The following is a 22028-nucleotide window of genomic DNA, read 5'->3' on the forward strand; positions in this document are numbered from 1 at the left end:
GGGTGCGCGCCTCGGCGCCGCACTGCAGCCGCTGAGCAGCTACGCGCCGGGCAGGCCTGCGCCCGGGCGCGCACGGCCCGACGACGAGCCCGCCCCGGACGACCGGGCCCCGGCCGAGCACTCCCGGGACCACGACGAGGCGGACCGCACCCTGGTGACGACCGCACCCCCACCCGCCCCCGACCGGCGCATCCCGGCGAAGCCGCAGGTCGCAGGGGTCAGCGCCGCTGGGCTTCCGGTACGCAAGCGCCGCAACCCGGCCGAAGGAACCACCCCGGGCCGGCCCGAGCCCCGACGCCCCGCAGCCCCCGCGAAGAAGGCGCCCACCCGCCGCGACTCGCGCCAGGTGTCCGACGTACTGGCCGCCTACGCCCAGGGGATCAGCAGGAGCGCCGACAACCGCGGCCCCGACGCCACGGCCGCCAAGGGGCGCACCCCAAGGATCGCACCGGCCGACGACACGACACAACGGAGCACGTCATGACCACCCCACCGACGGCCAGTTCACTGAGCTGGCTGCTGAGCGACTTCGCTCGCCGCACCCCGGAAGTCACCCAGGTGATCGCCATCTCCGTGGACGGGCTCGCGCTCGCCTACGCCGGTCTGGAGCGCGACGACGCCGACCGGCTCGCGGCCATCGCGTCGGGCGTGGTCAATCTGCTCTCCGGCGCGGCCCAGCAGCTCGGCAGCGACCCCGTCGAGCACAGCCTGACCGCGATGGAGGGCGGCTATCTGTTCTCCATGGCGGTCTCCAGCGGCGCCTCGCTGCTCGTCGCCACCACCAGGGACGCGGACATCGGCGAGGTCAGCTACATGATGTCCGAGCTGATCAACCAGGTCGGCGACGCGCTCACCCCCGAGGCCCGCGACGCGACGCCGACCTCGTGACAGCGACGCCGACCTCGTGACCGCGCCGCGGTCCTCGCGCCCGGCGCAGCCCCCGCGCCCGGCCCCCGTCATCCCGGACAAGTCCCCCTTCTAGCCCTCGAGTTGGAGCACTTCGTGACAGTCAGTACCGCACGCATACGGCCGGCCGCCCTGCCCGGAAGACACCGGGCCGTCGGCGCCACCGCACTGACGCTCGCCCTGGTCGGGGTCAGTGCCTGCGGCGGCGGAGGGGGCGCGGGAAGCGGTGGCGACGACACCGTCAGCATCGGCTTCCTCGCCTCCCTGTCGGGCACCTACAAGCCCGTCGGCACCGACATGCGCAAGGGCTTCGAGCTCTACCTGGACACGCACGGCAACAAGCTCGGCGGCAAGAAGGTCAAGCTGACCGTCGGCGACGAGGGCGACGGCCCGCCCACCGCCGTACCGGCCGCCACCAAGCTGCTCAAGAAGGACAAGGTCGACGTGCTCACCGGCATCGTCGCCAACGGCTCGTACAACGCCGTCCTGCCGCTGGTGAAGAAGGCCAAGGTCCCGCTGGTCTCCACCGGCGGCCGCCCCGAGGTCAAGGACCTCGACGGCCTCTGGCACACCTCGTTCCTCTCCGACGAGCCGGGCGCCGCCATCGCCCCGTACGTCAAGAAGCAGGTCGACGGCCCGGTCTACGCGATCGGTCCGGACTACCAGGGCGGATACGACGAACTCCGCGGCTTCACCGAGACGTTCAAGAAGGAGGGCGGCAAGCTCGCCAACCCGGACGGCAAGACCACCTGGACGCCGTTCCCCAAGACCACCAACTTCCTGCCGTACTTCTCGAAGATCGCCAAGACCGACGCCAAGGCGGTCTACTGCTTCTACGCCGGCAAGGCGGCGATCGACTTCGCCAAGCAGTACGCCCAGTCCGACGTCTCGCACCTGCCGCTGTACTCCGCGTTCCTCACCGAGGGCAGCGTCCTCGACGCCCAGGGCAAGGCGGCCAAGGACATCTACTCGGTGATGAACTACGCGGCCGACCTGGACAACGAGGCCAACCGGAAGTTCACCGCCGACTGGACGGCCAAGCACGACAGCCAGCCCACCACGTACTCGATGTCCGGCTACGACGCCGCCGCCGTCCTCGACAAGGCGATCACGAGCCTCGACAAGGACGGCAAGGACATCACCCCGGACAACATCAACAAGGCCATCGACGGCCTCGGCCAGATCGAAAGCCCGCGCGGCACCTGGGAGTTCACCAAGGACCACGCGCCGGTGCAGAAGTGGTACCTGCGCCAGGTCCGGCCCGACGGCAAGAAGCTCACCAACGTCATGGTCCAGGACCTGGCCACGCTCGGAGGCTGACACCCTTGCCGGTCCTCGACGCCCATCTGGTGCCCGCGATCGACGGCGTGGCCTACGGGCTGCTGCTCTTCGTCGTCGCCGCGGGCCTCAGCCTCGCCTTCGGCACGGCCGGGGTGCTCAATCTGTCGCACGGTGCGCTCTACGCCATCGGGGCCTATCTGGGCGCCGAGTTGAGCGACGGCACCTGGGGCGGGCTGCTGCTCGGCCTGGTCGTGGGCACCGCCGCGGCCTGCGCCGCGGGCGTACTGCTCGCCGCGGCCACCGCACCGCTGGCCGGACGCGGGCATCTCGCACAGGCGCTGCTGACCTTCGGGCTCGCGCTGGTGGTGGGCGACCTCCTGGTGGAGATCTTCGGGGCCGACGAACTGCCGGTGCACGTGCCCGGTGCGCTCGACGCCTCGGTCTCGGTGCTCGGACACCGCTATCCCGCGTACCGCCTCACCTTCATCGGCATGGCCGTGGCCCTCGCGCTCGCCGGCACCTGGGTGCTGACCCGCACCCGGGCGGGCGCCGCGGTCCGCGCCTCCGCCGACGACCCGCAGATGCTCGCGGCGACCGGCATCAACCCGCGGGCCGTGCACACCGGCGTGCTCGCCGCGGCCGGTGCGCTCGCGGGAGCGGCCGGTGTGCTCGGTGCGCCGATCATCGGGCCGGGACCCGACGCCCCCGACACCGTCCTGATGCTGTCCCTGGTCATCGTGGTGCTCGGCGGGCTCCGTTCGCTGTGGGGCGTGCTGCTCGCGGCGATCGGCGTCGGACAGGTGCAGACCCTCGGGGTGTCGGTGGCACCGGACTTGGCGCCCTATCTGCTCTTCGCGTCGATGGCCGCGGTGCTCGTACTGCGCCGGGGCGGGGCGATGGCCGCGGAGGGCGGCGCCGGACCGGAACTCGGGGGCGGTGACCGGTCGGTGTCGCTGCGCCGGGTGCGCGACCGGATCGGTGCGGGCGTCGCACGGGCCGGTGCGGTGCTGCGGCCGGTCGCGGGGCGGCGCGGGGCGCAGGTCCGTGCGGTGCGGCGGATCCTGCCGTACGCGGTGCTGGTCGGGCTGCTCGCCGCCGTGCCGTCGCTGCTCGACGCGTACAGCGTCTCGCTCGTCGGGTACGGGCTCGCGCTCGGCCTGGTCGCGGTGAGCGTCACCGTGCTGACCGGCTATGCCGGGCTGCCGACCCTCGGCCAGACCGCGCCGTTCGCCGTCGGTGCCTACACCACGGCGCTGCTCGCCGACGAGGGCATCACCGTCGGGCCGCTCCAGGTGCTGCTCGCGGCACTCGCGGCGGCCGTCTTCGCGCTGGTCACCGGGCCCGCGGTGATCCGGGCCCGGGGCACCACGGTGCTGATGATCACGCTCGCCGTCGGTGAACTCACCAGCACCGTCATCGGCCAGGCCAAATCCCTCACCGGCGGCACCGACGGCCTCTACGGCTTCCCGTCGACCGAGCCCTTCTGGGGCAGCGAGCCGCTGGCCGACGAACGCAGCGCCTACGTCTACGTGTTGACCGTCGCCGCCCTCGCCGTCGCCGCGACCTGGCTGTTCCTGCGCTCGTCCGCCGGGAGACTGCTCACCGGCACCCGGGGCGCGGAGGAGCGGATGCGCGCCTCCGGCCACCCGGTGGCCCGGTATCTGATGGTCGCGTACGTCGGTGCGGGCGCCCTCGCGGGCATCGGCGGCGCGCTGCTCGTCACCGTGCAGGAGTACGTCTCGCCGGCCGACGCGGGCTTCGAGATCGCCGCGCTCGCGCTGCTCGCGGTGGTCATCGGCGGGGCCACCTCGGTGGTGGGCACGCTGTTCGGCGTCGGCCTCATCGTCGTCACCCGGGACTGGCTGGCCGGCATCTGGCCCGGTCACGGCCAGTTGCTGCTCGGCATCCTGTTCGTACTCGCCGTGTATCTCCTGCCGCGCGGCCTCGCGGGACTGCGGCTGCCGCGTGCGCCGGGCGCCGCGGACGGTCCGTCGGGCGACACTCCGTACGGCCGGCCTCCGGCGCAGCGCACGGCGGGCGCAGGCGCGACAGAGAAGACGGGCGGCGCCGCGACCGAGGAGCAGGACGACGCGAAGGACCGGACGATCGAGGCCACTTCATGACCCCCACTCCGTCCGCGCCCGCGGACCGCGCGCCCGCGGACCCCGTGCTCGCGCTCACCGGCCTCACCCGCCGCTACGGCAGCCTCACCGCGCTCGACGACGTCGGCCTCACCCTCGGCGCCGGCGCACGGCACGCCGTCATCGGCCCCAACGGCGCCGGCAAGACCACCCTGCTCAACCTGATCGCCGGCACCGAACGCCCCGACGGCGGCAGCGTCGTCCTCGACGGCCGCGACCTCACCCGCACCGCGCCCGCCCGCCGCGCCCGCCGCGGAATCGCCCGCAGCTTCCAACAGCCTTCTGTGATCCCCGAGTTGACCGTCCTGGACAACCTCGTCCTTGCGGGCTGGCGCCACCAGGAGCGGCTCCCCCTGCTGGGAGGAGGCCGAGCCCGCCACCGTACCGCCGTCGCACACGAGCAACTGGCCGAGGTCGGCCTCGCGGACGTCGCCCATGAGCCGGCCGCCCGGCTGTCCCACGGCCGGCGCAGGCTCCTCGACATCGCCGCCGCGCTCGCCGCACGCCCCCGCGTCCTGCTGCTCGACGAACCCGCCGCGGGTCTGACCGACCGGGACATCGTGCGGCTCCTCGACGTGCTCGACGGCGTCGACGCCACGGTCGCACTGCTCCTGGTCGAGCACCACACCGAGGTCGTCGCGCGGGTCGCCGACGAGGTGACCGTCCTGGTGGAGGGCCGGACCCTGGTCACAGGGCCGGTACGCACTGCCCTCGACCACCCCGCCGTACGCGAGGCCTACCTGGGGGTGTCCGACTGATGCTCGAACTCGAAGGCCTGACCGCCGGATACCACGGCGGCACCGTCCTGCACGGCGTCGACCTCACCGTGCCGCCCGGCACCGTGCACGCGGTCGTCGGCCACAACGGCGCCGGCAAGAGCACCCTGGTGCACTCCGTCGCCGGACTGCTGCGGCCCACGGCCGGCTCCGTACGCCTCGACGGCACCGAGGTCGCGGGGCGGGCCGCGCACCGGATCGCGCGGGCGGGGGTCGGTCTTGTGCCGCAGGGGCGGCGGGTGTTCGCGGGGCTCACCGTGGAGGAACATCTGCGGCTCTCGTACCGGGCGCCGTCCGGCGGGGCGGGCAGTGTGCCGTCGTGGACCCCGGCACGGGTCCTGGAGCTGCTGCCCCGGCTCGCGGAGCGGCGCGGCCACCGCGGTGCGGATCTGTCCGGGGGCGAACAGCAGATGCTGGCGCTGGCGCGTGCGCTGCTCAGCACGCCGCGGGTGCTGCTGCTCGACGAGCCGACGGAGGGCCTTGCACCCGTACTGGTACGTCAGATCCACGAATTGATCGGCGCGCTCGCCGGCGACGGGATCGCCGTGCTTCTGGTCTCCCCGAGCCCTTCGCTGGCCGCGAGCTGTGCGGACGAGATCTCCGTCCTCACCTCGGGCCGCATCACGACCCGGCTCAGCGGCTCTTCGGCCCGCGAGGACCCCGCACCCCTCCACGAGGCCCTGTCCCTCAGCCGGACGGGCACATAGAGCCCGTCTGGGGGTCCCCCGGACGAAGTCCGGGGGAGATTGAGGACATCTTCGAAAGCAAGGCGCCCCAGCGCCGAGGCTGAAAACCCCGATCAACCGGCGGAACGCCGCAACGCGTGCCCACCAAACCCGCTGTCCCCCTCAGGACTCTGAGTCTGCTCGCGCCACCAGGACTCGAACTCGGGCTGGCCCATCGCAGCCCAGTCCGGCGTCCGCTCGACCTGCGCCCGCCCGAAGCGCCGCCCGAGGCCGACCATCGCCGAGCCGACCGCCGTCCGGTCCCGCTCGTACGCGTCCGCGATCTCCTCCCAGCTGTCTGCCGCCCGCCACGCACCCTCCAACACCAGCGCGTCCTGCAGGGCCTTCACCGCGCCCCCGCCGACATGCGGACGTACCACCGTCGCCGCGTCACCGGCGAGCAGCAGCCGGCCCGTGGCGTAGTGCGGCACCTCGAGGTCGTAGATGGGTTGCATCAGCGTCTCGTCCGGCGGCGTGCTCAGGACGGCCTCCGCCCAGTACGGCGGAAAGTGCTTGGCCACCAACGACCGCAGCGACTCGGTGAGTTCGGGCGTGAGCTCGGCGGGCGGACCGCTCCGGGGGCCGTCCGGGGCGTCGTCGGGCGGCACGGTGTAGAGCACCCAGTTCGTCCGGTGCCCGCCCGAGCCGTCGGGGATCGTGTAGATCATGCAGTGGCCGCCGGGGAACCCCACCACCGTGCCGGCCTCGCTGAACTCCGCCGGTGCGGCCGCCTCCATCAGCGCGCCGGGCGAGGTGCCGCGCCAGCCGAGATAACCCGCGTACGTGGGGCTGAGGTCGGGGAACATCGTGTCCCGCACCAGGGAGCGGTAGCCGTCCGCGCCGATCACGGCGTCGAATCGTTCGCGCCGGCCGTCCGCCAGGCCGAGTACGACGCCGTCGTCGGCCGGCTCCACCGAGGTGACGACCGCGCCCGAGCGGTAGTCGACCTCTTCCGGTACCCGGCGCCGCAGTTCGCTCCAGAGCGAGCCCCAGCCGTAGCCGCGGAAGTCGAAGGGCCGCTGTTCCGCGATGGTCCGGCCGCGCTCGGACTCGCCGTCGGCCACCACCCAGTCGCGCCGGCTCATCCGCGTCCACGGCATGTCCGCGTGGACGTACCCGGCGGCCTCCAGCTCCGTGTAGCGGTCGCTCTGCATGGCGATCCCCACGCCGCGCGACCGCAGTTCACCCGTGGTCCGCTCCAGGACGCTCACCTTGTCGGCGCCTCCGCGTAAGGCCGCGAGGGCCACTGCGCATCCCGCGATGCTGCCGCCCACTACGGCGACATTGCCTCCCTGCATGAACTCCGCTCCTCCGGCCCGCAGTTGAACTCTTTTCCGCTGTCGGGGCACATTGTTCCAGAGGTGTTCGAACGGTCAGCCACGGAGGTCGTCGAGGACGGACTTGACCGTGTCGACCGGGATGGCGAAGCCGAGGCCGACGCTGCCCGCGGTGGAGCCGGTGGCCGAACTGGGGGAGTACATCGCGGAGTTGATGCCGATGATCTCGCCGTTCATATTGATCAGGGCGCCGCCGGAGTTGCCCGGGTTGAGCGAGGCGTCCGTCTGGATGGCCTTGTACGTGGTCTTCGACGAGCCGGTGTCGCCGTTGAACTGCCGCCCGTCGAACTCGAACGGCCAGTCACCGCGGCCCTGCCCGCCCTGCCCGCCGTCCTGCCCCTGACCCTGCTGCTGATCCTGGTCGCCGTCCGTGGAGACCGTCACGTCGCGGTCGAGTGCGGAGACGATGCCGCTGGTGACGGTGCCGGTCAGGCCCTCGGGCGAGCCGATCGCGACGACCTCGTCGCCGACACCGACCTTGCTCGAGTCGCCGAGCGAGGCGGCCTGCAGGCCCGAGGCGTTCTTCAGCTTGATCAGGGCCAGGTCCTTGGAGGCGTCGGTGCCGAGCACCTCGGCGGTGTGGCTCTTGCCGTCGTCGGTGGTCACCTTGACCGTGGAGGCGCCGGACACCACGTGGTTGTTGGTGATGATCTCGCCGTCCTTGCTGATGATGACGCCGGATCCGGTGGACTGGCCGGCGGACGAGGTGGCGCTGATCTCCACGATGCTCGGGCTGACGGCATTGGCCACGCCGCGCACGGTGCCGGTGCCGGCCGCGGAGGCGTTCGTCCCGCTCACGCCGGCCGACGCGCCGGTCTCCTGGCCGCCGAACAACTCCTGTGCCGCGTACGCCGTACCGCCACCGACCGCTGCCGCGACCAGGGCGACGGTGGCGAGCAGCGCGACGGGCCGCTTGGCCCGCCGGCGCGGGGCGGCCGGGGGTTCGCTCGGCGGGGGCGGGTAGGCCATCGGCTGGGGCTGCGGGTCGCCGTACTGGCGGAAGGTGTCGGTCATACGTACAGCGTTGCCACGCTGGATGAGAGGGGCCTGAGCGGCCCCTGAAAACCGTCGCAATCTTTGCCCCGGGCGCCCTTCAGCCCGTCATCTCTCAGCCCGTCATCTCTCAGCCCGTCCGGCGTTTGAGGACATCCTTCAGCCGGTCCGGCGTTTGAGGACGAGCCCGCCAGGGCGAAAATCAAGCCCGTCCGGCGATTGAGGACAAGGCGCCCCAGCGCCGGGGCTGGAGACGGAACGCTAAGCGCATCCGCAGGATTGACGCAGAACCAGCCGGGACGGAAACAGCCGCAACCGCTCTCGTCGGGACCCGACGACCCGCAGCCCGTCGTCAAGGACGAGGTCGACCGCCGCCCGAGCCATCGCCGGCCGATCCGACGACACCGTCGTCAGCGGCGGATCCGTGAGCGCCGCCTCCTTCACATCGTCGAAGCCCGCGACGGCCAGCTCGCCCGGCACATCGATCCGCAGCTCCCGCGCGGCCCGCAGCACCCCGATCGCCTGGTCGTCCGTCGCGCAGACGATCGCCGGCGGCCGGTCGGGCCCGGACAGCAGCCCCAGGGCGACCTGGTACGCGTCGTAGCGGTTGTACGGCGCGGAGAAGACCCGCCCCTCCGTCGGCCGCCCCGACTCGCTCATCGCGCGCCGCCAGCCCTCGACATGGTCGTGCACGGGGTCACCGGAGGTCGGCGTGGACTCGACGCCGCCCAGGCAGGCCACGTACTCGTGACCGTGCTCGAGGAGATGCCGGGTGGCGAGCTGGGAGCCGCCGATGTCGTCCGTGACGACCGCGACGTCCTCGATGGCGTCGGGCCGCCGGTGCAGCAGTACGACGCGGGCGTCCCACGCGTCTATCTCCGCGGCAGCGTGCTCGCTCGGCCCCTGGCTGACCAGGATCAGGCCGGAGACCCGCATCCCGAGGAAGGCCCGCAGATAGTGCACCTCGCGCTCGTCCAGATAGTCCGAGTTCCCGACCAGGACCATCTTGCCGCGCTCGGCCGCAGCCTGTTCGACCGCGTGCGCCATCTCCGCGAAGAACGGCTGCCGGGCGTCCGGCACGATCATGCCGATCAGATCGGTACGCCGCGAGGCCATCGCCTGCGCGACCCGGTCGGGCCGGTACCCGAGCTCCTTGATCGCGGCGAGTACCCGCTCGCGCGTGGCCGGGGCGACCGGCCGGGGTCCGTTGTTGATGACGTAGCTGACGACCGCGGTCGAAGTACCCGCCAGCCGCGCCACATCGTCCCGCGTCACCTTGGCCACGCGCGAAGTCTACGCGTGCAGAGCGCCCCCTGAGCAGGCCCTACGAGACGTTCTTCGGCCCGGGTGGCCGAAGTGTTATGTGCGGCGCCGGGCGACGCGGCCGTCCCGCCGCGACCACCACGGCGGGACGAACCGGTACCGGCCGGTGCAGTACCGCCGGTACCGGACCGCCCGGCACCACGGCTACGCGCGCGTGGCTCCCGATCGCGTGTCCGCGCCCGCCGTGCCCTCGGCGCCCTCCGTCGCGCGGGCCCGCTCGCGCTCCGCCTCCGAGCGCTCCGCCTTGGCCTTCGCCTCCGAGGGCCGCTCGGACTTCTCGGGCATCACGAAGCGGTAGCCGACGTTGCGCACCGTGCCGATCAGCGCCTCGTGCTCGGGCCCGAGCTTGGCGCGCAGCCGTCGTACGTGCACATCGACCGTGCGCGTACCGCCGAAGTAGTCGTACCCCCAGACCTCCTGCAGGAGCTGCGCGCGCGTGAAGACCCGGCCGGGGTGCTGCGCCAGGTACTTCAGGAGCTCGAACTCCTTGAAGGTCAGGTCCAGGACCCGGCCCTTGAGCTTCGCGCTGTAGGTCGCCTCGTCCACCGACAGATCGCCGTTGCGGATCTCCATGGGGGAGTCGTCGCCGGTGATCTCCTTGCGGCCCATCGCGAGCCGGAGACGGGCCTCGACCTCGGCGGGACCCGCGGTGTCGAGCAGGACGTCGTCGATGCCCCAGTCGGCGGTGACGGCGGCCAGGCCGCCCTCCGTGACCACCAGGACCAGCGGGCAGCCGGGCCCGGTGGAGCGGAGCAGCTGACAGAGGCTGCGGACCTGCGGCAGGTCGCGGCGGCCGTCGATGAGGATGACGTCTGCGCCGGGGGTGTCGACGAGGGCGGGGCCCTCGGCCGGTGCCACCCGGACGTTGTGGAGCAGAAGGCCGAGCGCGGGCAGCACCTCCGTCGACGGCTGGAGGGCGTTGGTGAGGAGCAGCAGAGAACTCATCGCCGCCCACCTGCCCGGGTCGGCCTGTGCTTCTTCGTGTTTCGCTCGCCCATGACGTCGGTTCCTCCTCGGTCCCTGCGTGGGGCACCTCCCGCGTCCGTGCGGCGGATCGCGGGAGTCTGCGGCACTGCTTCGTACGGTGCGGATCCCCGCGCCCCGGGGGTCCGCGGGTGTCCGGGGGACACCCTCTGCGCCTGCCACCCGGGCTCGCACACGAACCTCGCGGTATACGAACGGGCCGCGACCGCTCGTATACGAACCCTGCCGGAAAGCACAAAAGGACCCGGGGGCTGCGTCGCCCGGATCCTTCACCGAGGAGAATAGCCCACATGACTTTCCGTGCGGCAGGCCGCGAGCCGGGTTCTTCTGTGCAGCCGATCACGCAGGTGGTCACCACAGGTGCCCGCCGCACCACGCTGTGTACGGCGGACGGGGTGCGGATCGACGCCTCGTACGAGCCGGGGACGCAGGGCACGGACGGGCCCGTGGTCGTGCTCGCGCACGGGTTCACCGGAGACCTGGAGCGGCCTCATGTGCGCCGGGCCGCTGAGGCGTTCGCCCAGCGTGCGGCCGTGATCACCTTCTCCTTCCGCGGGCACGGACGGTCCTCGGGGCACTCGACCGTGGGGGACCGTGAGGTGCTCGATCTGGCCGCGGCGGTGGCGTGGGCGCGCAGCCTCGGCCACGCGCGCGTGGTCACCGTCGGGTTCTCGATGGGCGGTTCGGTGGTGCTGCGGCACGGCGCCCTGCACCGGCCCGGACCCGATGGGGTGCACGAGGGGCGCACCGGCGAACAGGGGCGCACGGAGGCGTGGGCGGATGCCGTGGTGGCGGTGAGCGCCCCCGCCCGCTGGTACTACCGGGGCACGGCGCCGATGCGCCGGCTGCACTGGCTGGTCACGCGGCCGGTGGGACGGGCGGTGGGGCGGCATGTGATGCGGACCCGGATCCACCACCGGGACTGGGACCCGGTGCCGCTCTCGCCGGTGGAGGCGGTGCCGCTGATCGCGCCGACGCCGCTCCTGATCGTGCACGGCGACCGCGATCCGTACTTCCCGCTCGACCACCCGCGGATGCTGGCCGCCGCCGGTGGCGAGGACACGGAGCTGTGGCTGGAGCAGGGCATGGGCCACGCGGAGCACGCGGCGGACGACGGCCTGCTTGCACGGATCGCCGACTGGGCGGTGAGCGGACGCCGGGCCGGGTGACGTGCGGTCCCGGCTAACCTGAGGCAGCGGAGTCGAGGAAGGGAGCCGCAGATGGCAGCGGGCACGATCCGCTACTGGGCGGCGGCCAAGTCCGCCGCGGGCGTGGCCGAGGAGCGCTACGAGGCGGCGAGCCTCGCCGAGGCGCTGGACGCGGCGCGTGAGCGGCACCCCGGTGAGCTGGTGCGCGTCCTCGAGCGCTGCTCCTTCCTCGTCGACGGTGACCCCGTGGGGACCCGCGGGCATGAGACCGTACGGCTGGCCGAGGGCGGCACGGTCGAGGTGCTCCCGCCGTTCGCAGGAGGGTGACCGCACAGCGATGAGCAACGATCCGCACCAGCAGCCGTACGACCCGGACGATCCGTACCGCTCGAGCGATCCGTACCGTTCGAGCGATCCGTACCAGCAGCAGCCCTACGACCCGAATCAGCCGTATCCGAATCAGCCGTATCCGTACGGGGATCCTCACGGGTCCTATGGATCGGGTTCCTATGAGTCGGGTTCCTACGGATCGGGTTCCTACGGGCAGCCCGCGCCCGAGCCGTATGGGCAGGACCCGTACGGGCAGCAACCCCAACCCCAACCCCAGCCCCAGCCCCAGCCCCACCCCCACCAGTGGCCGCAGGGCTCGCACGTCCCCGAGGACCCGCAGCAGTTCACCCAGACCTGGCACGGGCAGACCTGGGACACCCAGGTGCACTCGGTGCAGTCGGTGCCCAGCACCACCGAGACCGCGTACCTGCCGCAGCAGAGCTTCGACGGCCCGCCCGAGCAGTACGGAGCCCCCGGGAGTGCGCACCACGCGCCGTCCCCCGAGCCCTCCGCACCCGCGGAGCCCGCACCCGCGGAGCCCGCTCCCGCCTACGGCCCCGCCACCACCACCGGCAACGCGCGGATCACCGACGCCCAGCGCGCCCGCGCCGAAGGACGGTCGCCGGTGATAGCGCCCGGCATGCAGCCCGCCCTGCTCACCGCGGGCCTCGGCGCGCTCCTGGCCGGTGGCGCCGCGATCGGCACGTACGGGCTGCTCGTCCCGCTGGTCGTGCTGCAGGCGCTCACGGCGGCGGGCTGGTTCCGGCTGAATGGCATGTGGCCCGCGCGCCAGGGCATCGCCCTCGCCTTCGCGGGCGGACTGGCCGCCGACGCCGCACTCCTCGCGGCAGGCCGCGACCACGGCCCTGCCGCGATCCTCGGCACCCTCGGCGTCTGGGTCCTGCTCACCCTCGTACTCCAGCTCCGCAGCCGTGCCGACGCCGACGACCGGATGGCCGGTCTGATGGCGACCGTCGCCTCCGCGGCGCTCGCGATCATGGCGGCGGGCCATCTCGCCGCGCTGCCGGCCGCCGTGTCCGTCGGCGGTGTCGCGGTGGCCGCCGCCGTGGTGGCCAGGGCGCTGCCGCTGCCCGAGGCGGGCTCGCTGCTCGCGGGGGCCGTCGCCGCCGCCGGCGCGGGGCTCGTGGTGGGGCTGCTCACCGACATCGGGTCCGGGGGCGCGCTGCTCGGCGTCGGTGCCGGTGTCTGCGCACTGATCGGACTGCGGGTGGCGAGCTACGACTATCCGTCCCGTTTCGTACACATGACCGCGGGCGTCGCCCTGCCGCTCACCGCGGCCGCTCCGGCCGTGTACCTCCTGGGCCGCGTGGTCGGCTGACCTGGGTGAACCGACTGTCACAGCTGGTCGACGGTTCCCCCGCCGCTCACCGTGGCGGGGGAACCGTCGTTTAGGCTCGCGATCGTCGACCGCTGAGGTGGGGGGAATTTCCGAGCATGCGCGCGTTGCGAATAATCCTGATCATTGCCGTGATCCTGGGCGGCCTGTTCGTGCTCGCCGACCGGCTCCTGGTCGGCTTCGCCGAGGACAAGGCCGCGGACCAACTGCGCAGCAGCGAGGGCCTGGACAAGACGCCGGACGTCTCCATCAACGGATTCCCCTTCCTCACCCAGGTCGTCGGCGGTGAACTGGACGAGGTCGAGGTCGGCATCGACGGCCTGAACGCCACACAGGACGGCGAGTCCGTCCGTATCGCGGAGCTGAAGGCCCGGATGACCGGAGTCGAGTTCTCCAGCGACTTCAGCTCGGCGACCGCCGCCGAGGCCTCGGGCTCCGCGCGGATCACCTACGAGGAGCTCCTGAAGGCGGCGAAGGTCAAGCCGGTGGAGCTGGCTCCCGGGGTGACCGCCCAGGTGGTCGGCCTCTCCGACGGCGGCGACGGCAAGATCAAGGTGTCCGTCGAGGCGACCGTGCTCGGCCAGAAGGTCCCGGCCGAGGTACTCAGCACGGCGGACGTCAAGGGCGGCAACACGGTGCGGGTGCACGCCGATGCGCTGCCGAAGCTCGGGGCCGTGCCGATAGCCGACAAGAAGATGCGCGAGATCACCGACTTCGAGCAGAAGATCGACGAGCTGCCCGCCGGGATCGACCTGGACAAGGTCGAGGCGGAGGCGGACGGCGTCTCGATCGCGGTGAAGGGGCAGGACGTCAAGCTCGCCGGGTAGCGGGTAGCGGGTAGCGGGCGGCGGGACCCGCCGGGACCGGCCAGGACCCGTGCCGAGTCCGCGTGAACGGCAGTGGTCCGAGGGGCGAGACAGGCCGTCCGGACTGTAGATGCACGGCTCCCCTCATCCGCCCGCGTGCCCCGCACCACGGCGTCCGAGCCGTACACATTCCCGTAATGCGGACGATCCCGTCTCAGAATACGACACGCCGGTGACAGCCCCGGCGATCCGTCCTTACGATCGGTGCCATGAAGCGACAGGCGGATCTCACGAAGCGGCGGGCAGTGGACCTGTGCCGCGTCGCCGCCATGCTCTGTCGCGCCTGCTGAGCGGGATCCCGACACCCCCGCATCCCCCAGGCCCGTGACGCCCCCGGGCGACATCCCGGCCCGTCCCCCCTTCTCGCGCCGAGTACGCATCGGCATCCGACGCGTACCCGCACGCCCCTTTGCCTGGCGCCATCCCCGCCGAAACTGCCCCGGAGGAGAAACAGCATGAGCCGCAGCGACGTCCTGGTCGACGCAGACTGGGTCGAGGCCAACCTCGACAACCCGAAGGTCGTCATCGTCGAGGTCGACGAGGACACCTCGGCGTACGACAAGAACCACATCAAGAACGCCGTCAAGATCGACTGGAAGACCGACCTGCAGGACCCGGTCCGCCGCGACTTCGTCGACCAGGAGGGCTTCGAGAAGCTGCTCTCCGAGCGCGGCATCGCCAACGACGACACCGTGATCCTCTACGGCGGCAACAACAACTGGTTCGCGTCCTACGCCTACTGGTACTTCAAGCTCTACGGCCACGACTCCGTGAAGCTCCTGGACGGCGGCCGCAAGAAGTGGGAGCTCGACTCCCGCGACCTGGTCGGCGAGGTTCCGCAGCGCCCCGCCACCCAGTACAAGGCCAAGGCGCAGAACACCGCGATCCGCGCCTTCCGCGACGACGTGGTCAACGCCATCGGCAGCGACAACCTGGTCGACGTGCGCTCCCCCGACGAGTTCAGCGGCAAGCTGCTCGCCCCGGCGCACCTGCCGCAGGAGCAGTCGCAGCGCCCCGGCCACGTGCCGAGCGCCCGCAACATCCCGTGGTCCAAGAACGCCAACGACGACGGCACCTTCAAGTCGGACGAGCAGCTCAAGGAGCTCTACGCCGACGAGCAGGTGGACCTCGCCAAGGACACCATCGCGTACTGCAGGATCGGCGAGCGCTCCGCGCTGACCTGGTTCGTCCTGCACGAGCTGCTCGGCGTGGAGAACGTGAAGAACTACGACGGCTCGTGGACCGAGTACGGCTCCCTGGTCGGCGTCCCGATCGAGCTCGGCTCGAACTGAACACCCCGACCATCAGGAGGACTTGACCATGTGTGGAGCGAAGACCGGCGGACCGGACCTGGCAGGGGTCGACGTGGCGAGCGAGACGATCATCCAGGGTTCCGTGACACGTGACGGCGAGCCCGTCTCCGGTTACGTGCGGCTGCTCGACGGCGGTGGCGAGTTCACCGCCGAGGTGCCGACGTCCGCGACCGGTCAGTTCCGGTTCTTCGCGGCGCCGGGTACGTGGACGCTGCGGGCCCTTGTGCCGGGTGCGACCGCCGACCGGACGGTCGTCGCGCAGCAGGGCTCGGCCGCGGACGTGGCCATCGCCGTCTGACCGACGGCACCCGACCGTTCCGTACGGTCAGAGACGGCCGGAGGGCCGTGCCCCTGGGGGTTGGACGCTTACCAGGACGCGGGCACGGTCCTCCGGCTTTTTCCGGATCTACCCTTGAGGTATGTACGCCCATCGGCGGCACGTGTACTTCGTGATGATGGGCACCTGCCTGGTGCTCTTCGTGGTCGGTTGCGCCGTGGTGCGGCTGTGGTCCGTGCCGGCGGCCGTGGGGATGTGCGTGGTCGCCATGGTCATCCCGCCGATCGCCGCGATCGTCGCCAACCGCCGTGGCCCGGACGACCGTTGGTGGGACGATCCCTCCGGGGATCCCAAATCCGACGAGTGGTGGGACGAGCTTGACGGGAAGCGGCGCAGGCGGTGACCGCAGAGTGCATCAGGCGGGGGCGTAGCGCTGCAGGGTCACCCCACTGTGGAACGCCTTGCTGTCCAGCAGCCGCAATTGCGGGATCTCGTACCCGTCGGGGAAGAGCCGCCGGCCGCGGCCCTGCACCGCCGGATACACGAAGAGGCGGTACTCGTCGACGAGGCCGGCCTCGATCAGCGCGTGCGACAGCGAGATGCTGCCGGTGAGGACGATGTCCTTGCCCTCCTGCGCCTTGAGCGCGGCCACCTCCTTCGCCGGGTCACCGGTCAGGACCGTGGAGTTCTCCCAGGCCGGGTCGTCCAGAGTGGCGGACACCACGTACTTCTGGACCTGGTTCAGATAGGCCGTGATGCCGGTGGTGTCGTCGGTCTGTGCAGGCCAGTAGCCGCGGAAGTCCATGAAGGTCTGCCGGCCCAGGAGCAGGGCGTCGGCCTCGCGGTCCTGGCGGTGGCTCTCGGCCAGTACGTCGGATCGGTCCACGCCGTCCTGGGGCGCCGGGTCGAACCAATCGGTGAGCATCTCGACGGAGCCGTCGACGGTGATGTTCTGGGTGATGGCGAGGGTGCGCATGGCGCTGCCTCCCGTACGGGTACCGGGTCACCTCTTACGACCGCGCCCGGACCCCGAACTCATCGGTGCGCCGGACTCATCGGTGGGCCGGACTGATCGGTACCGCCGCCCCGAGGGCGGCTCAGTACACGAGCGCCTGTACGCCGTCCCCCGTGACCTCGCCGACGAAGACCTGCGCGCCCGCGATGCGGACACCGTCCAGGACGTCGTCCTCGCCGATGTCGCGGCGGGCCGCGCACTGCGTGCACAGCGTGACCGTACCGGCCGCCAGGATCGACTCCAGGAGGTCGGGCAGCGGCGCCGCGTGCGGTAGTTCGAACTCGGCCGCCCGGCCCGGCAGCGCGAACCAGGCGGACTCGCCGGTCAGCCACAGCGAGATCTCCACCCCGCTGGCGGCGGCCACGGCCGCCACCGTGAAGGCCTGCGAGCAGCGCTCGGGTGCGTCGGCCCCGGCAGTCACCTTGATCACGAGCTTCTTCGCCATGCCCGCACTGTAATCAACACCGCCCGCGGGCAACGCGGCCGTCGCCCACCTCGCCGAGAACGGTGCGGCGGCACCCTCTAAGGTGGTAGACGGTCCGTTTCGCCGTCCCAGCTCATCGAAGGGCAATCCCGTGCTCGAGGCATTCTTCTCAGCTCTGCTGGTTCTCGTCTGCGTCGGCGTTCTCGCCTTCACCGGACTGGCCGTGAAGAAGCTGTACCAGGGCCAGCGCTGACCGAGCGCGCCGGCTCCGACCCCCACCGCCTAGTACAGATCGACTGAGTCGCTGATGATCGAGATCCCGTCCGACCTCAATCCGGCCCTCGTACCGCTCGCCTTCCTGCTTGGCGACTGGGCGGGCGCGGGCGTATCGGACTTCCCCGGTGCCGAGAAGTGCAACTTCGGGCAGGAGGTCAGCTTCAGCCACGACGGACGCGACTTCCTCGAGTACCGCTCCCGCACCTGGGTCCTCGACTCCGAGGGCAACAAGGTCAAGCCGCTGGAGACCGAGTCCGGCTTCTGGCGCATCGACGACGAGCGCAAGGTCGAGGTCGTCATGGTCCGCGACGACGGCGTGGTCGAGGTCTGGTACGGCGAGCTGGCGGACCAGAAGCCGCAGATCGACCTGGCCACGGACGCGGTCGCACGGACCGCCGCCTCCGGCCCGTACAGCGGTGGCAAGCGGCTCTACGGGTACGTGAAGGGCGACCTGATGTGGGTCGGCGAGAAGCAGACGCCCGAGGTGCCGCTGCGGCCGTACATGTCCGCGCAGCTCAAGAAGGTCGTCTCGCCCGAGGACGTGCAGTCCTGGGCCAAGGACCTGGGTGATCTGCCCGACGACGGTATCGCCTTCTTCAAGTAGGCGGCCCGATCGGCGGGCGGTACGCGCGCGGGGTCGGCTTACACTGGCCCCGTGGTGGGCACCGACTGGAAAAGTGATCTGCGGCAGCGCGGTTACCGGCTGACGCCGCAGCGGCAGCTCGTGCTCGAGGCCGTCGACACCCTCGAGCACGCGACCCCCGACGACATCCTCGGCGAGGTCCGCAAGACGGCATCAGGGATCAACATCTCGACCGTCTACCGGACCCTGGAGCTCCTCGAGGAGCTCGGCCTGGTCTCGCACGCCCACCTCGGGCACGGCGCGCCCACGTACCACCTCGCCGACCGGCACCACCATCTGCACCTGGTCTGCCGGGACTGCACGGGCGTCATCGAGGCCGATGTGGAGGTGGCGGCCGAGTTCCGGGCCAAGCTCCTCGACACCTTCGGCTTCGACACCGACATGAAGCACTTCGCGATCTTCGGGCGCTGTGAGAAGTGCTCGGGGTCGTGAAGCGGTCATCCGGGTCGTGAAGTACTCAGTCGTGAAGTACTCAGGGGAATAAGGGGATCCGTCCGCGGGTCGTACTGTGAGTGGATATGCAGCAGCAGTCGAAGCACAGCAGCAGCCCATTGCTGACCCTGCCGGGCGCCGTGCCGGCCGAGGGCGCGGACGACGGTGTCGCCGCGCACTACGGCGAGCTCTTCCGCGAGCAGCGGGCCCTGGCCGACGGCACCGGATTCGTCGACCTCTCGCACCGCGGGGTCGTCACGGTCAGCGGTGACGACCGGCTGAGCTGGCTGCACCTGCTGCTCACCCAGCACGTCAGCGAGCTGCCGGCCGGGCAGGCCACCGAGGCCCTGGTGCTCTCGGCGAACGGCCACATCGAGCACGCGCTCTACCTCGTCGACGACGGCGAGACGGTCTGGGTGCATGTCGAGCCCGGCACCCAGGAGGCGCTGATCGCGTACCTGGAGTCCATGAAGTTCTTCTACCGGGTCGAAGTCGCCGACCGTACGGCCGAGTTCGCCGTGGTGCACCTGCCGGCCGGTTCCATCACGACGGTCCCGGACGGTGTCGCCGTACGGGAGACCGCGCACGGCCGTGACGTGTTCCTGCCCCGGAAGGACCTGGAGTCCTTCGCCTCGGCGAACGGCCCGGCGGCCGGCATCCTCGCCCATGAGGCGCTGCGCGTGGAGGCACACCGGCCGCGGCTGGGCTTCGAGACGGACCACCGTACGATTCCGCACGAGCTGGGCTGGATCGGGACCGCGGTCCATCTGCAGAAGGGCTGCTACCGGGGCCAGGAGACGGTCGCCCGGGTGCACAACCTGGGCAAGCCCCCACGGCGCCTGGTCTTCCTCCACCTGGACGGCAGCGAGGTCCACCTGCCCGCGCACGGCACGGAGATCCGGCTGGCGGCGGACGGCCCCGAGGGCCGCAAGCTCGGCACGGTCACCACGTCCGCCCGCCACCACGAACTGGGCCCCATCGCCCTCGCCGTCATCAAGCGAAACGTCCCCCTGGACGCACAACTCCTGGCGGGCACGACCGCCGCCGCGCAGGAGACGGTCGTCGAGCCCTGAGGCTCTATCAGAGCCCCTCCGGCGATTGAGGAGGCCCGTCCGGCAGGACTTTCGGGAAGGGGCGGGCCTGGGGACTCACACCTCCACCAGCACGGTGAACGGCCCGTCGTTCGTGAGCGAGACCCGCATCCGAGCCCCGAAGCGCCCAGCCGCCACCACCGCTCCGAGCGACCGAAGCTGCGACACCACCTCATCCACCAAGGGCTCCGCGAGCCCGCCCGGCGCCGCCGCGTTCCACGTGGGCCGACGCCCCTTCCGCGCATCCCCGTACAGCGTGAACTGACTCACCACCAGCAGCGGCGCCCCCGCATCGGAGCAGGACCGCTCCCCGGACAGGACCCGAAGGGTCCACAGTTTCCGAGCCAGTTGAGCCGCCTTCTCCTTGTTGTCGTCGTGCGTCACGCCCACCAGGACGCACAGACCCTCACCCGCGATCTCACCCACGACCTCGTCGTCCACGACGACACTCGCGCCGTCCACTCGCTGTACCACCGCTCGCATGGGAGCCATCATGCCGTGCCCCGCCGTGGCCCCGGGATCCGCGCCCCGGAGGAATCCGCCACCTAACGCCATGCCCTGTTCGGGCGCAGATCGTGTGCACTACGCCACATCCCGGGCAGATGGGGTGGCACGATGCAGGTATGCCGTGCGCCGCACGGGCCGAGGGGACGGTTCCAGATGAGCAGCACACCCAGCACCGGGCAACCCCCGGGCTCCGTACCGGTGGTCACGGGGGCGGTCACCGGCGCCGCGCGGCCGCCCGCGCAGCGGACCGACAGCCCGCTGCCCGAGGTGCCCGAGCACGATCTCGGGCTGCTCCGGCTGCCCGAACTGCGCGCCCTGCGCCGCACCTCGCAGCAGGACGAGGCCGATCTGAGCTATGTGCGCCGGCTGATCCAGGGCCGGGTCGACATCCTCCGGGCCGAGCTGGCCAGGCGCCGCGACCCCGCCTCGCCGCTGCCCGAGGAGGACCTGGTGGAGCGGCTCCCCGAGATCCTCACCGACGGGCCGTCCCGGCACCGCAGTTCCGCCCGGCACGTCACCCTGGGTACGCCGCACGGCGAGCAGTACCGGCTGCTCGCCGCCGAGATGCTCGCCGAGATCCAGCTCTCCGACCTCGCGGCCCGCACCGATGACGAGCTGCACGCCGCGATGGGCCGGCTCGCGTCGTACGAGAAGCATGTCTCGCGCAATCGGCAGCTGCTGCAGCGCACGGCCGACGATTGCAGTGCGGAGATCGCCCGCAGGTACCGTGAAGGCGAAGCACAAGTAGACGACCTGCTCGCCTGACGCCCCTGCCGCGGTCCACCGCGGGCCCCGTGGCGCGGCGCGGTCGCCGCACCACGGAAGGCCCGCCCCATGACGTCCACCGCCGCCGGCAGCAACGACGCCTCGCCCGCGATATCCCACGGCCCCGCCGAGACTCCGGACCCGGCCCCGGTGCTCGCCGAGGTCGTACGGTCCGGTTTCGTCGAGGGACGGCACCGGGGATCGCTGGTGCTGCTCGCGGCGGACGGCGGCGTCCAGGCCGCGTACGGCGATGTGCAGGCGCCGGTCTTCCCGCGCTCCTCGAACAAGCCGCTGCAGGCCGCGGCCGTGCTGCGCAGCGGACTCGAGCTGGCCGGCGAGCGGCTCGCGCTCGCCGCGGCCAGCCACTCCGGCGAGGCCTTCCAGCTCGATCTCGTACGCAAGATGCTCGCCGAGTACGGGATCGACGAATCTGCCCTGCAGTGCCCGGCCGATCTGCCGCTCGACCCGGTGGAGAGCGAGGCGCGGCTCGTCGCCGGGGGCGGCCGCGACCGCATCACCATGAACTGCTCCGGCAAGCACGCCGCGATGCTCGGCGCCTGCCTGCGGGCCGGCTGGTCCACCGGTGACTACCTGGACCCGGCGCACCCGCTGCAGCGACTGGTGCACGAGACGGTCGAGGAGACCGCGGGCGAGCGGGTGGTGGCGACGGGCGTCGACGGCTGCGGTGCACCGCTGATGGCGATCCCGCTGGTCGGGCTCGCACGGGCCTTCCGGCAGCTGGTGCTCGCGGAGCCCGGCTCGGCCGAGCGCCGGGTCGCCGATGCGATGCGCGCCCACCCCGAGTACGTGGCGGGCACCCGGCGGCCGGACACCTGGCTGATGCGGGAGGTCCCGGGCGCGCTGTCCAAGATGGGCGCGGAGGCGGTGCAGGCCGTCGCGCTCCCGGACGGGCGCGCGCTCGCGTTCAAGGTCGACGACGGCGGCCTGCGCACGCTCGGCCCGGTGCTGGCCCGCGCCCTCGCCCTGCTCGGTGTCGATTCGCCGGTACTCGACCGGATCGGCCGGGCGCCGCTGCTCGGCGGCGGGCACGAGGTGGGCGAGGTGCGGGCGGCCTTCTGAGGCCGCGCCGCCGCCTCCACGGGCGCCGCGAAATTGCG

Annotated in this window: 25 protein-coding genes and 1 pseudogene; 19 read left to right on the forward strand and 7 right to left on the reverse strand. The window is 71.8% G+C overall.

The window, feature by feature from the left end; translation table 11 throughout:
- The 6 genes and pseudogenes from DY218_RS34265 to DY218_RS17385 form a co-directional block, all read left to right on the forward strand.
- A pseudogene (locus DY218_RS34265) lies at nucleotides 1–484 on the forward strand (hypothetical protein); the annotation flags it as partial.
- Nucleotides 481–888 (forward strand): roadblock/LC7 domain-containing protein, encoded by a 408-nt coding sequence (locus tag DY218_RS17365; protein ID WP_128556967.1) that lies wholly within the window; start codon nucleotides 481–483, stop codon nucleotides 886–888. The pseudogene DY218_RS34265 and the gene DY218_RS17365, both read left to right, overlap by 4 nt.
- 114 nt (nucleotides 889–1002) lie before the next feature.
- The gene (locus tag DY218_RS17370) at nucleotides 1003–2226 is read left to right on the forward strand and encodes an ABC transporter substrate-binding protein (protein ID WP_407703642.1); all 1224 of its coding nucleotides are present in this window, start codon (nucleotides 1003–1005) and stop codon (nucleotides 2224–2226) included.
- A gap of 5 nt (nucleotides 2227–2231) precedes the next feature.
- Nucleotides 2232–4310 (forward strand): branched-chain amino acid ABC transporter permease, encoded by a 2079-nt coding sequence (locus DY218_RS17375; protein WP_128556968.1) that lies wholly within the window; start codon nucleotides 2232–2234, stop codon nucleotides 4308–4310.
- Nucleotides 4307–5086 carry an ABC transporter ATP-binding protein gene (locus DY218_RS17380; protein ID WP_128556969.1) on the forward strand — a complete coding sequence of 260 codons (780 nt, stop codon included), beginning with the start codon at nucleotides 4307–4309 and terminating at the stop codon, nucleotides 5084–5086. The genes DY218_RS17375 and DY218_RS17380 overlap by 4 nt, the downstream gene beginning before the upstream one ends.
- Nucleotides 5086–5811, forward strand: a complete 726-nt coding sequence (locus tag DY218_RS17385; protein ID WP_128556970.1) for an ABC transporter ATP-binding protein — start codon at nucleotides 5086–5088, stop codon at nucleotides 5809–5811. The genes DY218_RS17380 and DY218_RS17385 overlap by 1 nt, the downstream gene beginning before the upstream one ends.
- Nucleotides 5812–5903: 92 nt before the next feature.
- Here DY218_RS17385 and DY218_RS17390 read toward each other — a convergent pair whose 3' ends face one another.
- From DY218_RS17390 to DY218_RS17405, 4 genes are all read right to left on the reverse strand, one after another.
- On the reverse strand, nucleotides 5904–7127 hold the full coding sequence (locus DY218_RS17390; protein ID WP_128556971.1) for an FAD-dependent monooxygenase: 1224 nt from the start codon (nucleotides 7125–7127) through the stop codon (nucleotides 5904–5906).
- A 75-nt stretch (nucleotides 7128–7202) separates the two neighbouring features.
- Nucleotides 7203–8180, reverse strand: coding sequence for a S1C family serine protease (locus DY218_RS17395; RefSeq protein WP_128556972.1), 978 nt, complete (start codon nucleotides 8178–8180; stop codon nucleotides 7203–7205).
- Nucleotides 8181–8420: 240 nt separating this feature from the next.
- Entirely contained in the window at nucleotides 8421–9443 is a 1023-nt protein-coding gene (locus DY218_RS17400) for a LacI family DNA-binding transcriptional regulator (RefSeq protein WP_128556973.1), read from the reverse strand.
- A 183-nt stretch (nucleotides 9444–9626) separates the two neighbouring features.
- On the reverse strand, nucleotides 9627–10427 hold the full coding sequence (locus DY218_RS17405; protein WP_128556974.1) for a winged helix-turn-helix transcriptional regulator: 801 nt from the start codon (nucleotides 10425–10427) through the stop codon (nucleotides 9627–9629).
- A 329-nt stretch (nucleotides 10428–10756) separates the two neighbouring features.
- Between DY218_RS17405 and DY218_RS17410 the strand changes: the two genes are divergently transcribed.
- The 8 genes from DY218_RS17410 (at nucleotide 10757) to DY218_RS17440 (ending at nucleotide 16160) form a co-directional block, all read left to right on the forward strand.
- Nucleotides 10757–11635: an alpha/beta hydrolase gene (locus DY218_RS17410; RefSeq protein ID WP_128556975.1), complete on the forward strand. Its 879-nt coding sequence runs from the start codon at nucleotides 10757–10759 to the stop codon at nucleotides 11633–11635.
- 51 nt (nucleotides 11636–11686) lie between these two features.
- A complete protein-coding gene (locus DY218_RS17415) occupies nucleotides 11687–11941 on the forward strand; it encodes a MoaD/ThiS family protein (protein ID WP_128556976.1) in 255 nt (84 codons plus the stop codon).
- A gap of 10 nt (nucleotides 11942–11951) precedes the next feature.
- Complete coding sequence (locus tag DY218_RS17420; RefSeq protein WP_128556977.1) at nucleotides 11952–13283, forward strand: hypothetical protein; 1332 nt, start codon at nucleotides 11952–11954, stop codon at nucleotides 13281–13283.
- 116 nt (nucleotides 13284–13399) lie between these two features.
- The gene (locus DY218_RS17425) at nucleotides 13400–14128 is read left to right on the forward strand and encodes an LmeA family phospholipid-binding protein (RefSeq protein ID WP_128556978.1); all 729 of its coding nucleotides are present in this window, start codon (nucleotides 13400–13402) and stop codon (nucleotides 14126–14128) included.
- A 248-nt stretch (nucleotides 14129–14376) separates the two neighbouring features.
- Nucleotides 14377–14457, forward strand: coding sequence for a putative leader peptide (locus DY218_RS35875; RefSeq protein WP_407703646.1), 81 nt, complete (start codon nucleotides 14377–14379; stop codon nucleotides 14455–14457).
- A gap of 165 nt (nucleotides 14458–14622) precedes the next feature.
- On the forward strand, nucleotides 14623–15459 hold the full coding sequence (locus DY218_RS17430; protein ID WP_128556979.1) for a sulfurtransferase: 837 nt from the start codon (nucleotides 14623–14625) through the stop codon (nucleotides 15457–15459).
- 28 nt (nucleotides 15460–15487) lie between these two features.
- Nucleotides 15488–15778, forward strand: a complete 291-nt coding sequence (locus DY218_RS17435) for a DUF1416 domain-containing protein (protein WP_128556980.1) — start codon at nucleotides 15488–15490, stop codon at nucleotides 15776–15778.
- Nucleotides 15779–15899: 121 nt separating this feature from the next.
- Nucleotides 15900–16160, forward strand: a complete 261-nt coding sequence (locus DY218_RS17440) for a DUF3099 domain-containing protein (RefSeq protein WP_128556981.1) — start codon at nucleotides 15900–15902, stop codon at nucleotides 16158–16160.
- A 12-nt stretch (nucleotides 16161–16172) separates the two neighbouring features.
- Here the strand turns inward: DY218_RS17440 and DY218_RS17445 are convergent, their stop codons facing one another.
- Both DY218_RS17445 and DY218_RS17450 read right to left on the reverse strand, forming a co-directional pair.
- The gene (locus DY218_RS17445; RefSeq protein ID WP_128556982.1) at nucleotides 16173–16733 is read right to left on the reverse strand and encodes a dihydrofolate reductase family protein; all 561 of its coding nucleotides are present in this window, start codon (nucleotides 16731–16733) and stop codon (nucleotides 16173–16175) included.
- A 121-nt stretch (nucleotides 16734–16854) separates the two neighbouring features.
- Nucleotides 16855–17217 carry a DsrE family protein gene (locus tag DY218_RS17450; RefSeq protein WP_128556983.1) on the reverse strand — a complete coding sequence of 121 codons (363 nt, stop codon included), beginning with the start codon at nucleotides 17215–17217 and terminating at the stop codon, nucleotides 16855–16857.
- 286 nt (nucleotides 17218–17503) lie between these two features.
- Between DY218_RS17450 and DY218_RS17460 the strand changes: the two genes are divergently transcribed.
- From DY218_RS17460 to ygfZ, 3 genes are all read left to right on the forward strand, one after another.
- A complete protein-coding gene (locus tag DY218_RS17460) occupies nucleotides 17504–18076 on the forward strand; it encodes an FABP family protein (RefSeq protein ID WP_128556984.1) in 573 nt (190 codons plus the stop codon).
- A 51-nt stretch (nucleotides 18077–18127) separates the two neighbouring features.
- Nucleotides 18128–18547 carry a Fur family transcriptional regulator gene (locus tag DY218_RS17465; protein WP_128556985.1) on the forward strand — a complete coding sequence of 140 codons (420 nt, stop codon included), beginning with the start codon at nucleotides 18128–18130 and terminating at the stop codon, nucleotides 18545–18547.
- Nucleotides 18548–18633: 86 nt separating this feature from the next.
- Nucleotides 18634–19620 carry a CAF17-like 4Fe-4S cluster assembly/insertion protein YgfZ gene (gene ygfZ / locus DY218_RS17470; protein ID WP_128556986.1) on the forward strand — a complete coding sequence of 329 codons (987 nt, stop codon included), beginning with the start codon at nucleotides 18634–18636 and terminating at the stop codon, nucleotides 19618–19620.
- A gap of 75 nt (nucleotides 19621–19695) precedes the next feature.
- Here ygfZ and dtd read toward each other — a convergent pair whose 3' ends face one another.
- Entirely contained in the window at nucleotides 19696–20121 is a 426-nt protein-coding gene (dtd, locus tag DY218_RS17475; protein ID WP_128556987.1) for a D-aminoacyl-tRNA deacylase, read from the reverse strand.
- A gap of 177 nt (nucleotides 20122–20298) precedes the next feature.
- Between dtd and DY218_RS17480 the strand changes: the two genes are divergently transcribed.
- Nucleotides 20299–20910, forward strand: a complete 612-nt coding sequence (locus DY218_RS17480; protein ID WP_128556988.1) for an RsiG family protein — start codon at nucleotides 20299–20301, stop codon at nucleotides 20908–20910.
- A 69-nt stretch (nucleotides 20911–20979) separates the two neighbouring features.
- Complete coding sequence (locus tag DY218_RS17485; RefSeq protein ID WP_128556989.1) at nucleotides 20980–21990, forward strand: asparaginase; 1011 nt, start codon at nucleotides 20980–20982, stop codon at nucleotides 21988–21990.
- Nucleotides 21991–22028: the final 38 nt, after the last annotated feature.

This window comes from Streptomyces triticagri (genome assembly GCF_003429565.1).
Lineage (GTDB): Bacteria > Actinomycetota > Actinomycetes > Streptomycetales > Streptomycetaceae > Streptomyces > Streptomyces triticagri.

What these genes read in the sequence shown, in the direction of transcription:
- DY218_RS17365 (WP_128556967.1), top strand. Translation starts at nt 481, where the DNA reads ATGACCACCCCACCGACGGCCAGTTCACTGAGCTGGCTGCTGAGCGAC.
- DY218_RS17380 (WP_128556969.1), top strand. Translation starts at nt 4,307, where the DNA reads ATGACCCCCACTCCGTCCGCGCCCGCGGACCGCGCGCCCGCGGACCCC.
- DY218_RS17385 (WP_128556970.1), top strand. Translation starts at nt 5,086, where the DNA reads ATGCTCGAACTCGAAGGCCTGACCGCCGGATACCACGGCGGCACCGTC.
- DY218_RS17390 (WP_128556971.1), bottom strand. Translation starts at nt 7,127, where the DNA reads ATGCAGGGAGGCAATGTCGCCGTAGTGGGCGGCAGCATCGCGGGATGC.
- DY218_RS17395 (WP_128556972.1), bottom strand. Translation starts at nt 8,180, where the DNA reads ATGACCGACACCTTCCGCCAGTACGGCGACCCGCAGCCCCAGCCGATG.
- DY218_RS17405 (WP_128556974.1), bottom strand. Translation starts at nt 10,427, where the DNA reads ATGAGTTCTCTGCTGCTCCTCACCAACGCCCTCCAGCCGTCGACGGAG.
- DY218_RS17410 (WP_128556975.1), top strand. Translation starts at nt 10,757, where the DNA reads ATGACTTTCCGTGCGGCAGGCCGCGAGCCGGGTTCTTCTGTGCAGCCG.
- DY218_RS17415 (WP_128556976.1), top strand. Translation starts at nt 11,687, where the DNA reads ATGGCAGCGGGCACGATCCGCTACTGGGCGGCGGCCAAGTCCGCCGCG.
- DY218_RS17420 (WP_128556977.1), top strand. Translation starts at nt 11,952, where the DNA reads ATGAGCAACGATCCGCACCAGCAGCCGTACGACCCGGACGATCCGTAC.
- DY218_RS17425 (WP_128556978.1), top strand. Translation starts at nt 13,400, where the DNA reads ATGCGCGCGTTGCGAATAATCCTGATCATTGCCGTGATCCTGGGCGGC.
- DY218_RS35875 (WP_407703646.1), top strand. Translation starts at nt 14,377, where the DNA reads ATGAAGCGACAGGCGGATCTCACGAAGCGGCGGGCAGTGGACCTGTGC.
- DY218_RS17430 (WP_128556979.1), top strand. Translation starts at nt 14,623, where the DNA reads ATGAGCCGCAGCGACGTCCTGGTCGACGCAGACTGGGTCGAGGCCAAC.
- DY218_RS17435 (WP_128556980.1), top strand. Translation starts at nt 15,488, where the DNA reads ATGTGTGGAGCGAAGACCGGCGGACCGGACCTGGCAGGGGTCGACGTG.
- DY218_RS17440 (WP_128556981.1), top strand. Translation starts at nt 15,900, where the DNA reads ATGTACGCCCATCGGCGGCACGTGTACTTCGTGATGATGGGCACCTGC.
- DY218_RS17445 (WP_128556982.1), bottom strand. Translation starts at nt 16,733, where the DNA reads ATGCGCACCCTCGCCATCACCCAGAACATCACCGTCGACGGCTCCGTC.
- DY218_RS17450 (WP_128556983.1), bottom strand. Translation starts at nt 17,217, where the DNA reads ATGGCGAAGAAGCTCGTGATCAAGGTGACTGCCGGGGCCGACGCACCC.
- DY218_RS17460 (WP_128556984.1), top strand. Translation starts at nt 17,504, where the DNA reads ATGATCGAGATCCCGTCCGACCTCAATCCGGCCCTCGTACCGCTCGCC.
- ygfZ (WP_128556986.1), top strand. Translation starts at nt 18,634, where the DNA reads ATGCAGCAGCAGTCGAAGCACAGCAGCAGCCCATTGCTGACCCTGCCG.
- dtd (WP_128556987.1), bottom strand. Translation starts at nt 20,121, where the DNA reads ATGCGAGCGGTGGTACAGCGAGTGGACGGCGCGAGTGTCGTCGTGGAC.
- DY218_RS17480 (WP_128556988.1), top strand. Translation starts at nt 20,299, where the DNA reads ATGAGCAGCACACCCAGCACCGGGCAACCCCCGGGCTCCGTACCGGTG.
- DY218_RS17485 (WP_128556989.1), top strand. Translation starts at nt 20,980, where the DNA reads ATGACGTCCACCGCCGCCGGCAGCAACGACGCCTCGCCCGCGATATCC.